A 14480-nucleotide genomic window follows, 5' to 3' on the forward strand; every position below is an offset into this window, starting at 1 on the left:
GCGCACTTTATACCTTATTAACAGAGTAAGACAATGACTGATTTATCAAAATACAGAAACATTGGTATTTTTGCTCACGTAGACGCGGGTAAAACTACCTCTACAGAGCGTATCCTAAAGCTAACTGGTAAGATCCATAAGATCGGTGATACACACGACGGTTCAACTACAACTGACTTCATGGAGCAGGAAGCTGAACGTGGTATCACAATCCAGTCTGCAGCAACAACTTGTTTCTGGAACGATCACCGTCTAAACATCATCGATACTCCTGGACACGTTGACTTCACTATCGAAGTTTACCGTTCTCTAAAAGTACTTGACGGTGGTATCGGTGTATTCTGTGGTTCTGGTGGTGTTGAGCCTCAGTCAGAAACTAACTGGCGTTACGCTGACGAATCACACGTATCACGTCTGATCTTCGTTAACAAACTAGACCGTATGGGCGCAGATTTCTACAAAGTTGTAGATCAAGTACAAAACGTACTAGGTGCTACACCTCTAGTTATGACTCTACCTATCGGTATCGAAGAAGATTTCGTAGGTGTTGTAGACGTACTAAGCCAACAAGCTTACGTATGGGATGAGTCTGGCCAGCCAGAGAACTACGAAGTTCAAGATATTCCAGCAGACATGGTAGAAAAAGCTGCTGAATACCGTGAAATGCTAATCGAAACTGCTCTAGAGCAAGACGAAGATCTAATGATGGCTTACCTAGAAGAAGGCGAAGAGCCATCTCTAGAAGACATCAAACGTTGTATCCGTAAAGGTACTCGTGATCTAGCATTCTTCCCAACTTACTGTGGTTCAGCGTACAAGAACAAAGGTATCCAACTTATTCTTGACGCGGTAATTGATTACCTACCATCTCCAACAGAAGTTGATCCACAGCCTCTAACTGATTCAGAGACTGGTGAGCCAACTGGTGAAGTTGCGACTGTATCTGCAGACGAGCCACTACGTGCGCTTGCATTTAAGATCATGGACGACCGTTTTGGTGCTCTAACCTTTATCCGCATCTACTCTGGTAAGATGAAGAAAGGTGACACAGTACTTAACTCTGCAACTGGTAAAACAGAGCGTATCGGCCGTATGGTTGAGATGCACGCAGACGAGCGTAACGAGATCGATTCAGCACAAGCTGGTGACATCATCGCTGTAGTTGGTATGAAGAACGTTCAAACTGGTCACACTCTATGTGATCCTAAGCACGAATGTACTCTTGAGCCAATGATCTTCCCAGATCCAGTAATCTCTATCGCAGTTAAGCCTAAAGATAAAGGCGGTTCTGAGAAGATGGGTATCGCGATCGGTAAAATGGTTGCAGAAGATCCATCATTCCAAGTTGAGACTGATGAAGATTCAGGCGAAACTATCCTGAAAGGTATGGGTGAACTTCACCTAGACATCAAGGTAGATATCCTTAAGCGTACTTACGGCGTTGAGCTAGAAGTTGGTGCTCCACAGGTTGCTTACCGTGAAACTATCACTCAAGCAATCGAAGACAGCTACACGCACAAGAAACAGTCTGGTGGTTCTGGTCAGTTCGGTAAGATCGATTACCGCATCAAACCAGGTGAGCCAAACTCTGGCTTCACGTTCAAGTCAACAGTTGTTGGTGGTAACGTACCTAAAGAATTCTGGCCTGCAGTTGAGAAAGGCTTTGCGTCAATGATGGAGCACGGTGTTCTAGCTGGCTTCCCAACTCTAGACGTTGAAGTTGAACTATTCGACGGTGGTTTCCACGCAGTTGACTCTTCAGCAATCGCTTACGAAATCGCTGCTAAAGGCGCATTCCGTCAGTCTATGCCTAAAGCTGGCGCGCAACTTCTTGAACCAATCATGAAAGTTGACGTGTTCACTCCAGAAGATCACGTTGGTGACGTAATCGGTGACCTTAACCGTCGTCGTGGTATGATCAAAGACCAACAAGCTGCGTCTACTGGCGTACGTATCAAGGGTGATGTACCTCTATCAGAAATGTTTGGTTACATCGGTACTCTACGTACAATGACTTCTGGTCGTGGTCAGTTCTCTATGGAGTTCTCACACTACGCACCATGTCCAGCAAACGTTGCTGAGCAAGTAATTGCTGACGTTAAAGAGCGTAACGCTAAGAAGTAATTCTTAAGTTAACTCTATAACTTGAAAGCCCCGCCTAGTGCGGGGCTTTTTGTATCTAACCGCTTACACACAGCGCGTTTTTGTTTCGCTGATATACGCCTTTGGTATTGTTTACCGACTATTCTGAAGCTGAGCCAGTATTATTAACATTGAGGTCGATGGTTTTAAAATCTGGTATCACTGATTTTTCAAATGTTTCTATTTCTTCTCTCAACCATTGTGCAAACAATTGGGCTTTAGGTCGCTTTAAGTAGCCTTTTGGAGCGCACAGGTAATACGCAAATTTGGGTTTAATGGCTATATCACCAATTCGGACCAGTTTGCCTGAACGGAAATATTGATGAGCTAAACTGTGTTTGACGAGCGCTACGCCTTGTAGTGATAACGCCGCTTCTAACACTAAGTGTGAGCCACTGTATTTTAAAGCAGGCTTTGCCGCTGAATGACCAAGTCTCGCTAACCACATGTTCCAGTCCAGATCTGGCCAAACGTCTTCGATGAGCTCTGCTTTGCTTAAATCTTCAATGCGATAGATGCCGTGCTCTTTCTGATATACCGGGTGACAGGCAGGATAAAAAGCTTCATCCATTAGCCATTGTGATTCTAAATTAGGGTATTTTCCTAAACCGTAACGGACACACAAATCGATCTGACTATCTTGAAAAGACACCAAATCATTGGTTGGTTCTAATAGTAAGGCGATATCAGGGTGACGCTGACGAAAAGCCGTAATTTTCGGGACTAACCAATGGTGAGCGAAAGAGGGGAGTGTTGATATCGAAAGGTGGTTAGGATTAGGATCTTGATTAACTGATCTCACCCCTTGCTGCAAATGAGCAAACCCTCTTTCTGCCTGAGTAAACAGCAGCTCTCCCTCAGGTGTGAGCACGATTTTTCTGTGCTGGCGAACAAATAAGTCCGTTCCTAAAAACTCTTCAAGATGACGAATTTGCTGACTAATGGCAGCTGGCGTAACAAACAATTCTTTTGCCGCTGTTTTAAAGCTTCCTTCCTTTGCTGCAATGAAGAAGTAATACAAGCCCTGTAAGGGAGGCATTCGATCTTTCACATTAGTTTTCCTTAACTCAATGGCAGATTCTATCGTTTGAGGATATCAGCCTAGTCGCTGATTATTAAGTGGTCAACATTGTTATAGGAGCTGGTTACATGGAAAACATGACACACACTTGTGAGCGCACTTTATCAGCTGACCATCAGACCGGATTACAGTTAATTTATTCTAAACTTGCTAGTTGGAGAAGAAACTACAAGACACGTCGTCACTTGAGAGAGTTACCAGAACATCTTTGGGACGATATAGGATTAGATGAAAAGGAGATTAATAGTGAAGTGAGGAAGCCTTTTTGGAGAGAGTAGTTTATGAGTTTGATTCAAGCTCAGAATTAAACTGCACTCCCCAATGATATTGAGGAGTGCAGACAAGGCTATAAGTCTTCTTCCCACACAACCAATTCACCTTTCGGCCAGTTGTGACCAATTTCATGATACTTTTGCTCAAGCACATGACGTTTAATTTTGAGTGTTGGCGTCAATACGCCATTTTCAATGCTCCAAGGCTCTTTAATCATTAATACGCCTTTGATTTGCTCATGAGAGGCGAGTTCTTGGTTCATTTTTGCAATGACTTTGCGGGTGGTTCGTGCGTACCGTTCCCGATCAAAGTTAGGGAAATCATGTGGCACAACCAAAAGAATCGGAGCTGGTAGCCCTAAACCGATTAGACACATCATCTCTACGCGACTGTATTCGAAAAGTTTTTTCTCGATAGGAACTGGAGAGACAAACTTACCTTTGGCGGTTTTAAAGTTATCTTTTTTACGGCCTTGAATGGTTAGGTAACCATCTGAGTCGATAGAGCCGATATCGCCTGTGTGTAGCCAGCCCTCTGAATCAAAAGACTCTTGGGTGGCAATGTCATTTTTGTAGTAGCCAGAAAATAGCCCTTTGCCACGCACCATGATTTCATCATCGTCAGCGATTTTTAACTCAATACCTGGTCCAGCATTACCGACACTACCAATTTTGTCAGCTCTAAATGGGTAGTTGAGCGTGCTATAGGCAAATGATTCTGTCATGCCCCAAGCTTCAGTAATATTGAGTCCTACAGAGTGGTACCATTCCAGCAGTGCTGGTGATACCGGGGCAGAGCCACAGCCTAATACTCGAGCCTGATCCAACCCCAATCCTTCTGCGAGCTTTTTCTTGATCAGAGAATTGACGAATGGGATTTTCAATAGAATGTTGAGCTTCTTCTGTGGAAGTTTGTCTTGAATACGTTGTTGGAATAGCGTCCATAATCGCGGGACTGAGATAAACAGAGTCGGGCGGTGCATTTTTACATCTTCGATAAAGGTATCCAATGATTCTGGAAATGCTGTTGGTACACCACCCATGATGGATGAACCAAAAATGTAGACGCGCTCTGTAATATGAGCCAAAGGTAAGTAAGAAAATAGACGATCATTTTCTTGAATACCGATATGGTTTATCAGTTGTTGTACGGACCAGTTAAACGCTCCGTAGGTCAGCATCGCACCTTTCGGTAATCCTGACGTCCCAGAGGTATACACCAAAGACATTAGCTTATCGTCGTAGTGCTGTGGACGCTCTTCACTTGGCATTGCATCGGCAATGAGTGCTTGGTATTCATACTGACATTTTGGCGCAGTATCGTAGGGGAGCGAGATACTAATAAGCTCCGGCATTGCATCAATGACTTGCTGGGTTGCTTTAGGATCATCGAGTTTTCCGCCAATGAGCGCTTTACTTTCACTATGAGTCACACAGTATTCGATGGTGTCCGCGCCGGCGGTAGGAAAGATTGGCACACTGACATAATCGCCAAGCATCATCGCAAGATCGCAAATAAACCACTCTGCACAGTTTTTAGATACTAATGCTACTTTGTCACCAGGCTGTACTCCGAGGTTGCGTAGTGCACTGACGAGTTTTAAGGCTTGATCGGCAACATCAGCGAACGTGTATTCAACAAATTGTCGGTTAATAATTTGTTTTAGATAGACCTCATTTGGACGCTCTTGAGCCCATTTGAGAATCATTTCATTTGGTGGTGGGAGAGCGCAACCAGCAGCGCTGTTTAGATTCGGCTGATTCATTTTTAGTGACTCCATGTCTTCTCGTTGTATTTATAATTGTTAACGCATTGTTAACTTTAGCATGTTAAATAACGACACGGGAATGCATTTTGATGAAATATGTGGGGAGGATAGCGTTAGTTACCCCTAAAGTCGGTACTAATAGCGCCTAAAACTGTTGCCGATAATTCGCTGGGGACAGGCCTGTTTTTTTCTTAAAAATTCGAGAAAAGTAAGAGACATCTCGGTATCCACATTGATAAGCAATATAGGCAATTTTCATGGATTCATTTTCAACGAGCATTTTCTTTGCTAATGAAATGCGTTTCGCAGTGACATAATCACGAAAGCACATACCAACTTTGCGATGGAATACTTTGGAAAAGTAGTTCGGTGAGTAGTGACAAAGCGCAGCAGCTTCCTCTTCTCTTAGGTCTTTATGGACGTTATTGGCGATGTAATGAACCACGTCAGAAAAATTCGACTTTCCGCTTCGAGAAAAGAGTTTATCGACCGAAATTTGTTCTTCGTCGACCTTGCTGTGCAAAAAGTATTTCAATTTTATCTGTGATAGCCAAATCGGGAGGGTGATTTCATTCAACGTATAATATTCCGCACAAATATGCTTTGGCGGTAAGTGAGGCTCGATATCGGTTGGATGTATAACGATCAGTTTTTTGTCGAGATTTTCACAGAGCGTGATGACGCCTTTCAGGTGCTCTCGATGATCGCAAGTCATGTAGTAGAAGAAATAGCTGTGTTCTTTATCGCTAAGCACAGAGATATCTTTGCTACAGTCCATAATCTCAAAGCTCTTATCAAACTCACAGCGAAGTGATTCCGGCAGCGAGCAAAGAGTCTCTCCAATCCAATAAGCTTTGGTCAGTCTATCCATATGAATCCCGCTCAGTACGTACTACACCAACGTTAGTATGTATTGAGGTCAGTCGAGCCTCATTCCTTGAGCTTCAGACCTCACCCTTTCGTTTATTAAGCTTAGGCTTATATAGTCATACTGCAAGTGTGAAAGGTGTCACATAGTTGGTGGTGATGTGTCTCGTTATTGATACATTTTGATTCTGAAGCGCAGGTAGGCAAGAAAGTACCAACCTTTGGCAAAAAAGTCCTAACCCCCCTAATTCTCGGTGACTAATGTTTAAGCATGATTCAGGTGCACATGAGACCTGTATCATTAATCGCGAGATACGTTAAAGGGGATAATCATATGGATAACTTTCGCAATCTAATCAAGGACTTCATGGAAGATGAAGAGGGGCTAACACTTTTAGAGTACATTCTAGGTGCGGCGTTAATTGTTACAGCGTTCTTGACTTCAGGCTTCTGGACGACTTTGTCTAACAAGTTTACTTCAGTAGCTGGTCGTATCAGCAGCTCGTAATGGTTAGCGAGTTAGTTATTTGGTCATTGCTTATTGCTATTGGAGTATCAGACGCTCAGAAACACAGAATACCAAACAAAGCGGTGCTTATGCTTTTGGTTGCTGTTACTGCAAACGTAATTTACAACCCAGCAACAAGTGGCTTGGATCATTTATATGGTGGGTTGGTTGCGTTTGCAGTGTGTTTCGCGCTGTATCTGTTCAAAGTAATGGCTGGAGGAGACGTTAAGTTGCTCGCCGTCATAGGGGCATGGCTGGGTCTGAGTAACCTTGGGGAAGCGTCTACTGGAATAATACTTGCTGGAGGCATCGTGGGCATTTTTTATCTAATGTTACACGTGTCATCGACTAGTGTTGCTCTATCACACCAGATAAAAGGGTATTGCTTAGAAAAAGTAACACCAGGCTTTAGGTCTAATAAGCCGTTAGTCATTCCTTTCGCGCCGATAATCGTAATTGGATTAGCTTATTTCTCCTACACCCATTAAATAATAATAAAAAATGGCATGCAGCATCAGTTGACTAGGCAACTTCAAGAGGGGAAGTGTGATGGGCTCTGTGTATTGGGAAAAACTCGTGCCACAAATAAATCCACCAAAGGTGCCTTCGTCTGTCGAGGGTCTTGGCGTGCCGTCTTCAGTTGTTGAAAACCTAGTGTTGAAACATCTGTCTGCCTATCCCAAATGTGACTTAATCGAATTAACGCAACGGCTTTGTATTGTTTCGAATATTGTCGAGCTTGCTTTGGCGCAGTTAAGAAAGCGAAGTTGGGTAGAAGTTTATCAGCCAGCATCAGATAAGTTGAGTACATCGTATTCCAACGTACGCTACAGTTTAACTGAGCTTGGGCTTGCAGAAGCAGACATTGCGTATAGAAAAGATCCGTATATCGGTCCTGTTCCCGTCTCTTTGGAAGAATATTGGACGGTTGTTGAGGGACAAGATCTTCGCAAGCATCCTATTAATCGCAATGATGTTGAGCGAGCGCTGTCTGACGTGTTTGGTTCGGATCATTTGATACCCGTTTTAGGGCCGGCCATTAACTCGGGTCGTGCTTTGTTGCTGTATGGTCATGCGGGTACCGGTAAAAGTTACGTCGCATCAAGAGTGCTCAATGCAATGAACACTTCGGTATTCATTCCTTATGCCGTATATGCCGATGGCAACATCATCAAAGTGTTCTCAGAGCATCATCACCGTCGTTTAGACAACTCCCATTCTCAGGTTTTCGTTAAGTTGGAAACGCATTACGACAAACGCTGGGTTCTTTGTGAAAGACCAAACATTCAAGTGGGCGGTGAGCTGACATTGGATATGCTTGAGGTAAACCACAGCGAGCATAATCGTGTATGGATTGCGCCACTGCAAATGATGGCTAACAACGGAATCTTGGTGATTGATGACCTTGGTCGTCAGTCAATGCCTGTTGATGCCCTGCTAAACAGATGGATCGTTCCTATGGAGTACTTATTTGACCACCTAGCTTTGCCAAATGGTCAACAAGTCACGGTGCCGTTTATGCTCACTCTAGCATTCTCCTCCAACTTTGCACCAAGCAAAATTGCAGACCCCGCTTTTTTACGTCGTTTGGGTTACAAGATCGAGTTTACACCGCTTGGTTTGACAGATTATCAAGCGCTTTGGGTTTCGCTTGCTAAAGATTACCAAATGACGCTTGTGCCTGAGTTTTTCGATACGTTAAGTCAGTTACATCGCGACAATGATGTCGCCAACTACCCTTGTCTACCAAAAGACTTACTCGGTATTAGCCGCGATATTTTGGTGTTCGAAGGGAAAGAGAAGGTCGTCTCATCAGACATTTTAACCCGTGCCTGGGGACTGTACTTCACAGTGGATGAATAGGGAGATCTAAATTATGAGTCGGACTCAAGTCATCATGTTGCTGTTGCTCTCCATTGTTTTCGGCCTTGCTGCCGTGCTGATCGCTAAACAATGGATGGATGGCAGAAACCAACCAACTGTCGAGTTAGAAGAGGTCGAAAGACACCCAGTTTTAGTTGCCGCCATGGAACTAGAGCCAGGGACGATTCTATCTGAGAAACATTTGTCTACTAAGCTCATGGAAGTGGATTGGATAGACGATGAAACGCTAAAAGTACAAGAACAGGCATTGGGAAGAATTGTTGCCAATACCATTTATGCGGGCGAGCTGGTTAACTCGAATCGTCTTGCATTGCCCGGTGAGGGCGCGACACTTGCTGCTTTAATCCCTGAAAACAAACGAGCAATCACCATTCGTGTCAATGACGTTATCGGTGTGGCTGGGTTCTTGTTACCGGGCAATAAGGTCGATGTATTGAATACCGTGAGTTATGGACAAGGTAAAAACGCCACAACAAAAACGGTGCTTAAAAACATCAACGTCCTTGCGGTCGACCAAACAGCCAAAACCAATGATAACAAACCCGTTATTGTGCGTGCGGTGACTTTAGAAGTAACACCGAAAGAGGCTGAAAAGCTCCTATCGGCGAACAGCAAAGGCGACATTCAACTTGCTCTACGCAACCCTCATGAAGTGGATAAACCTGTTGTAGCAAGAAAATACACGCCACGACCTAGTGTGACCATTATTAAGGGATCTCAGGCATCCAGTGTCCGAGTCAGCAATTAGGTGAATTATGAAAACAATAATATTACTCGTTAGCCAGTTACTTTTTGTCAGCTTGTCTGTTAACGCAGCCACGGTGCAGTCAGGAAAAGTCGTGACCGTTGCGCATCACCAATCAACCCAATTGATGATATCCGGCCAAGCGAAGAAAGTGACGTTAGGGGATCCAGAAGTCTTGGATATTTTAGTGCTCAGATCGAACGAGCTGTTTCTTATTGGTAAGAAGTTAGGTACCACGAATGTGTCGGTGTGGGATCGCCGAGGCCGGTTAATTGAGCAGTTTAACGTGGAAGTCACGCATGATCTAAACACGCTTAAGTCGAAGCTTTATCAGTTCTTGCCGGATGAAAATATCGAAGTGCACAGTGCGCAAGAAAAAGTGGTACTTAGAGGCTTGGTCAGCAGTCAGCAAAACATGGACACTGCGGTCAAAATTGCTGAAACCTTCGCTTTGGGTGAAGCGGCAGATGAAGAAGATGACAGCTCTAAAGATGATGACAGCATGGTGATCAATCTACTTTCTATTGGCGGGGCTCAACAGGTGACGCTAGAAGTGACCGTTGCCGAAGTGCAGCGCACACTAGTAAGACGCTTTGACTCAAACTTCCACTTTTTCCAAAGAAGTGGAGACTTTACCTGGGGTGGTACGACTGCTGGTGGCGGTATTGATGGCATTGGACCGATTTTGAACGTTCCAACAGTCGAAGATTTCGGTTTTCTTGGGTCGTTTATCGACAGTAATACCTTGTTTACCTTCGCGCTTGATGTGGCGAAACAAAATGGCGTGGCGAAAGTGTTAGCAGAGCCTAGCCTTACCGCATTAAGTGGTACGCAAGCCGAGTTTGTCGCTGGTGGTGAATTCCCAATTCCAGTACCAAATGAAGATGGTATTACCATCGATTATAAAGAGTACGGTGTTCAACTCGACTTCGTTCCGTTTATTTTGAGTGATAAGAGAATCAACCTCAAATTGAACGTCAATGTGAGTGAAATCTCCAACTCAGGTGTGCTGACGTTTAATCCAAACGAAGTGAATGCCACGTTCTTTATTCCGCCAATCACCAAACGAAGTGCTGGCACCACGATTGAGCTGGCTGATGGCCAAACCATTGGTATTGCAGGCTTATTGAGTGAAAACGCACGTAATGTCGCGGATGGCATACCTGGAGCGAGTGATTTACCTGTTTTGGGGCGCTTGTTCAAGAGTGAAGAGTTTACCTCAGGGGAAACAGAACTTGTCATTCTGGTCACCCCTCGATTAGCAACCCCAATCGATCGACGTCGAATCACACTGCCAACGGATGGCTTTGTGGCTCCGAACGATGTGGAGTTCTATTTGCTTGGTAAAGGTGCTGAGTTGGATTTCGATAGATACCAGCTAAACGACATCAGCGAAGAAGATACTAACAACAACTTTATTCAATACGGTTCGTCAGAAGGTGGCTCTGAGGGCAAGTTTGGGCACAGTCTATAAGTGGGAGAGCAAGATGAAAAGCATAATGATAATGACCATTTGTTTCACATCATTCGGCTTGTTTGGCTGTGCGAATGACCCCGAGCTTGGTATCTCGGTTAGCCAGTTGCGCGCTGAACAAACTCTTAATCCAGAAGCGTGGTATGAGAATTTGGGTTATTTACCGGAAGGTAGTGGTGAGCGTACACAAGTTAGCTTAGAGGTATATAACAACAACGGGGTAGCCAAAGATGAGTAAGTGATGTGTTCACTTAGGAGGGGCTATGCGAAGGAATATGCATATAGCACCAAGGCGAACCCAGAAAGGGATTACCTTAGTGTTGATAAGCTTGGTTTTGTTGATTCTACTGGGCGTTGCGGCGTTTGGTATTGATTTAAACCACCAAGTTCTTAATAAAACACGTTTACAGAATGCGGTCGATACTGCGGCCCTTGCAGGTGCTGTCGTTGCTGATAAGACAGAGGATGTGAATCAGGCTGAAACCGCAGTGAGAACAACGCTTAGTGGAATATCAACCGAGCCTGGAAATTCTGAGCTGACGTTTAGTGACAGTAATACAGCGGTGACATTCTCGCATGATATGCAGACGTTTGTAAGTGCAGCAAGTTTTACACCGCCATTGGGGGAGTACGATATTTATGTCCGCGTAGCGGTCACCGATATTAGCCTAACGCAGTATCTGAGTGGTTTGTTTGGGATTGATAAAGAGGTCTCTGCGAGTGCGGTTGCAGGGCGGAGTGCGGCTATTGCATATACGTGTAATTTAACGCCAATCGCCATGTGTGGTGATCCTGCTGGTGATGTGAGTGATGCATGGGGGTATCGTCCGCCGGGTTACGACCCTAATGTAGATATGGATCCTTCTCTAGTGCATGAGCTGAAAGTCGGGGATCAGAATAACACCGATATGGGGCCCGGGAACTTTCAGTTACTCGATTTTGGGCAAGGAACGGGTAATAGTGGTGCAGCCTTAGTTCGTGATGCATTGTCTGGTGCTTACAACGGTTGCGCCTCAATTGGCGATACCGTTACGACTAAACCAGGTAATAGTGCAGGTCCAGTTGCACAGGGACTGAATGTGAGGCTCAACGACTTTTCGGGACCGATTAAAAATGACGGAACGGTTTTACCAGACAAATACGTGAGAGAGCCCGATGTTTTGGCTGAGACCGATGCGGAGTACGCAGGCGACCTGTATTACGCCAACTATCGTCAGGAGCTAAGCTCTTGTGAAAGCGGTGGTGCTTGTGATGGCAGTAGTTATACAGGTGATGGTGGTCTGAACGGACGCCGGATTTTGCGTATCCCTATCGTAGATTGTACGGCTTCTACAGGTAAGTCTGATTTTGATGTTTTGGGCTTTGGTTGCTTCTTTTTACTACAAAAAGTCAGTAACTCAGGTCAATCATCAGTGTTTGGGCAATTTCTTTATGATTGTTTAATTAATAACGGTTCGACTGGCACGGATCCGACAGATAAAGGCTTCTACCGTATCCAGCTGTACAAAGATCCGTTTAGCGGGGCCTCTTGATATGTTGTATTCAAATAGAAAGCATCAAAGGCCAAATATTTGCAGTCAACAAGGGCTGGCAATCATAGAGTTTATTCTCGCCTTGCCAGTGCTATTGATGCTCACCGTTTTAGTGATCGATGTGAGCCGGGCTTTTATTCAGTATACCGAGGTCAATAAAGCGCTGCAGAATGGGGCAAGGTATGCGGTCGTTGATACGTACGGCACGTTGAACTTTGAGTCAATTGCTGACGAAACCAGTATCAAGAATGTCGTTGTGTATGGAAGCCCAATTGCCTCTACTACACCTGTGATAGACCATATCAGTGTGGACGATATTGTCATTACCCAACCAACGAGTACCAATAAGGTGGTCACTCTATCGGCGACTTACAATTACGTGCCGATATTCTCGACCTTACCTTTTTCGACCACTTCTTTGCAATTTAGCATTGGGGCGACCACGTCTATGAGGACAGGCCCATGAAACGATTGATAACGAAACAAAAAGGAGTGACGCAGCTTGAGTTCTCGGTAATCGCTTTGGCCGTTATATTAGTCCTGTTTTTGATCATCGAGTTTGCGATCTATTTCTTTTCGGTGCAAATGGTCAATGAGGTAACACGAAGAGCTGCGAGGCTTGCTACCGTGTGCTATATCGCTGATAGGGATGACATTCCTAACTTACCAGCTGTATCAGATCTCTATCCATCAGGCTTTTCTGCGAGTAATTTACAGATAGATTATCTTGATGAAGCTGGTGCAAGTGTTGATGTATCAGGCTTTCTTTCTACCCCTCCAGCGTCTAATGACGTATTAAATGCGCAGTTTTCTCAAATTAAATATGTTCGAGCAAGAGCGGTGAATTATACTTTTCAGTTTTTTGTTTTAGCTGCTTTAATTAATGCAGTAGGGAGTACTCCAGCTTTTGAAACTATATTGCCTGCAGAGAGTTTAGGAATACTTAGACCCGAAGGGACCAATGTCATTACGGATTGCTAATGGAGTAGCTTTATGTTGAAACCAGTTAAAATAAATGAAGAAACATATAAAAGTTTAAAAACTAACTTGATTGTTTGGATAGTTTATTCTACGTCAAACTTTAAAATTCATATTGCTGATGAATTATCCGGATGTGTCAATCTAAATATTGATTGGATAGAGCTAGAGTCTTTTAATTTAGACTTTGTTAAAAATAAGCAAATTCCCGATCTTATTTATATTGAAACCGGTGAAAGTTGGGCGCAGAAAGTGGCTCATGTGTACTCTAGTGACAGTAGCTTACAGCATAATCACACCGCTTTGATTGTCTTTGGTGATGAAAACGATACTGCATCTCTCAAAATGGCATTGAGGCTTGGCGCAACAGACTATTTGTCGCGTTCTGTTGATCTTGGTGAGCTTTATCCGCTATTAAAATCGACCGCGGATGAAAAGATTGCCAATAAACAAATGGGCGACTTAACTTTATTTATCAATACAAAAGGTGGTTCGGGTGCAACAACACTGGCGATCAACACCGCGATAGAACTGTCAAGTTACGCGAAGAGTAAAGTATTGCTCATTGACTTAGATATGCAGTTTAGTGATGCGGCCGATTATTTAAACTGTAAGCCAAAATACAATATTAATGATGTGATTGATTCTGTTAATGATTTGGATGAGTTATCACTAGAAGGTCTCGTATATCAACATCCTTCAGGTTTGAATTATTTGTGCTTTAACCAAAATGATACCAAGGATAATCATAAACACGCAGTTCAAGTCAGTAAGTTATTACCTATTCTGAGGCAGTTTTACTCACATATTATTGTGGATTTGTCTCATGGTGTTGAGCATGTTTATCAACAAATTGTTTCTCCGGCTACGCATATCTTTTTAATTATGCAGCAGAATGTTACTTCGGTTAAGCATGCTGTCAGCTACATACGTTCTTTAGAATTAGACTATGGTTTAAGTAGTCATCAGGTTGAACTGATTGTTAATCGTTTTGAAAAGAAATCAACAATATCTTTGAAAGACATTGAAAATGCAGTTAGTGGACATGCGATACATTTAGTACCTAATAATTTTGCTATTGCTATCGAGAGCGCTAATTTGGGTAACCCAATTGTTCAATCTAAGAAAAATAGTGCGCTGAAAGCTTCTTTGGCTGAAATATCGCACTTATTAGAAAGTCCGACCAAAGAGAATCAAAGTTGGATCAAAAAACTATTTTCTTAGTAAG

General features: G+C 43.6%; 15 protein-coding genes. 12 read left to right on the forward strand and 3 right to left on the reverse strand.

Translation table 11 applies throughout. From position 1 onward, the window contains the following. The first annotated feature begins 33 nt into the window (after positions 1-33). Positions 34-2124, forward strand: coding sequence for an elongation factor G (gene fusA, locus NL643_RS02480; protein WP_012841459.1), 2091 nt, complete (start codon positions 34-36; stop codon positions 2122-2124). Positions 2125-2242: 118 nt separating this feature from the next. Here the strand turns inward: fusA and NL643_RS02485 are convergent, their stop codons facing one another. Continuing rightward, positions 2243-3193 (reverse strand): LysR substrate-binding domain-containing protein, encoded by a 951-nt coding sequence (locus NL643_RS02485; RefSeq protein ID WP_047008936.1) that lies wholly within the window; start codon positions 3191-3193, stop codon positions 2243-2245. Positions 3194-3291: 98 nt separating this feature from the next. Here NL643_RS02485 and NL643_RS02490 point away from each other — a divergent pair, with 98 nt between their 5' ends. Continuing rightward, positions 3292-3501, forward strand: coding sequence for a DUF1127 domain-containing protein (locus NL643_RS02490; RefSeq protein ID WP_047008935.1), 210 nt, complete (start codon positions 3292-3294; stop codon positions 3499-3501). 68 nt (positions 3502-3569) lie between these two features. On the opposite strand, the gene NL643_RS02495 is transcribed toward NL643_RS02490, so the two are convergent. Together NL643_RS02495 and NL643_RS02500 are read right to left on the reverse strand one after the other, a co-directional pair. After that, positions 3570-5261: an AMP-binding protein gene (locus tag NL643_RS02495; protein WP_048625935.1), complete on the reverse strand. Its 1692-nt coding sequence runs from the start codon at positions 5259-5261 to the stop codon at positions 3570-3572. A 148-nt stretch (positions 5262-5409) separates the two neighbouring features. Next, on the reverse strand, positions 5410-6135 hold the full coding sequence (locus NL643_RS02500; protein ID WP_006742387.1) for an AraC family transcriptional regulator: 726 nt from the start codon (positions 6133-6135) through the stop codon (positions 5410-5412). Between the two features lie 330 nt (positions 6136-6465). Between NL643_RS02500 and NL643_RS02505 the strand changes: the two genes are divergently transcribed. The 10 genes from NL643_RS02505 (at position 6466) to NL643_RS02550 (ending at position 14476) form a co-directional block, all read left to right on the forward strand. Beyond that, the gene (locus NL643_RS02505; protein WP_031781043.1) at positions 6466-6639 is read left to right on the forward strand and encodes a Flp family type IVb pilin; all 174 of its coding nucleotides are present in this window, start codon (positions 6466-6468) and stop codon (positions 6637-6639) included. Further along, the gene (locus NL643_RS02510; RefSeq protein ID WP_041852894.1) at positions 6639-7127 is read left to right on the forward strand and encodes a prepilin peptidase; all 489 of its coding nucleotides are present in this window, start codon (positions 6639-6641) and stop codon (positions 7125-7127) included. Before NL643_RS02505 ends, NL643_RS02510 begins: the two co-directional genes overlap by 1 nt. A 61-nt stretch (positions 7128-7188) precedes the next feature. After that, a complete protein-coding gene (locus NL643_RS02515; protein ID WP_006742388.1) occupies positions 7189-8502 on the forward strand; it encodes a hypothetical protein in 1314 nt (437 codons plus the stop codon). A 13-nt stretch (positions 8503-8515) separates the two neighbouring features. Beyond that, on the forward strand, positions 8516-9271 hold the full coding sequence (gene cpaB / locus NL643_RS02520) for a Flp pilus assembly protein CpaB (protein ID WP_006742389.1): 756 nt from the start codon (positions 8516-8518) through the stop codon (positions 9269-9271). Between the two features lie 7 nt (positions 9272-9278). After that, positions 9279-10742 carry a type II and III secretion system protein family protein gene (locus tag NL643_RS02525; RefSeq protein ID WP_006742390.1) on the forward strand — a complete coding sequence of 488 codons (1464 nt, stop codon included), beginning with the start codon at positions 9279-9281 and terminating at the stop codon, positions 10740-10742. 13 nt (positions 10743-10755) lie between these two features. Continuing rightward, positions 10756-10980: a hypothetical protein gene (locus NL643_RS02530; RefSeq protein WP_012841463.1), complete on the forward strand. Its 225-nt coding sequence runs from the start codon at positions 10756-10758 to the stop codon at positions 10978-10980. A 25-nt stretch (positions 10981-11005) separates the two neighbouring features. After that, entirely contained in the window at positions 11006-12274 is a 1269-nt protein-coding gene (locus NL643_RS02535; RefSeq protein ID WP_109169524.1) for a pilus assembly protein TadG-related protein, read from the forward strand. 1 nt (position 12275) lies between these two features. Beyond that, complete coding sequence (locus tag NL643_RS02540; protein ID WP_048625932.1) at positions 12276-12740, forward strand: TadE/TadG family type IV pilus assembly protein; 465 nt, start codon at positions 12276-12278, stop codon at positions 12738-12740. Next, complete coding sequence (locus NL643_RS02545; RefSeq protein WP_041852895.1) at positions 12737-13255, forward strand: TadE/TadG family type IV pilus assembly protein; 519 nt, start codon at positions 12737-12739, stop codon at positions 13253-13255. Before NL643_RS02540 ends, NL643_RS02545 begins: the two co-directional genes overlap by 4 nt. Before the next feature lie 12 nt (positions 13256-13267). After that, positions 13268-14476, forward strand: a complete 1209-nt coding sequence (locus NL643_RS02550) for an AAA family ATPase (protein WP_048625931.1) — start codon at positions 13268-13270, stop codon at positions 14474-14476. Positions 14477-14480 lie beyond the last annotated feature (4 nt).

This window comes from Vibrio sp. Y42_MX_L11 (assembly GCF_024181785.1).
GTDB classification, from domain to species: domain Bacteria; phylum Pseudomonadota; class Gammaproteobacteria; order Enterobacterales; family Vibrionaceae; genus Vibrio; species Vibrio diabolicus.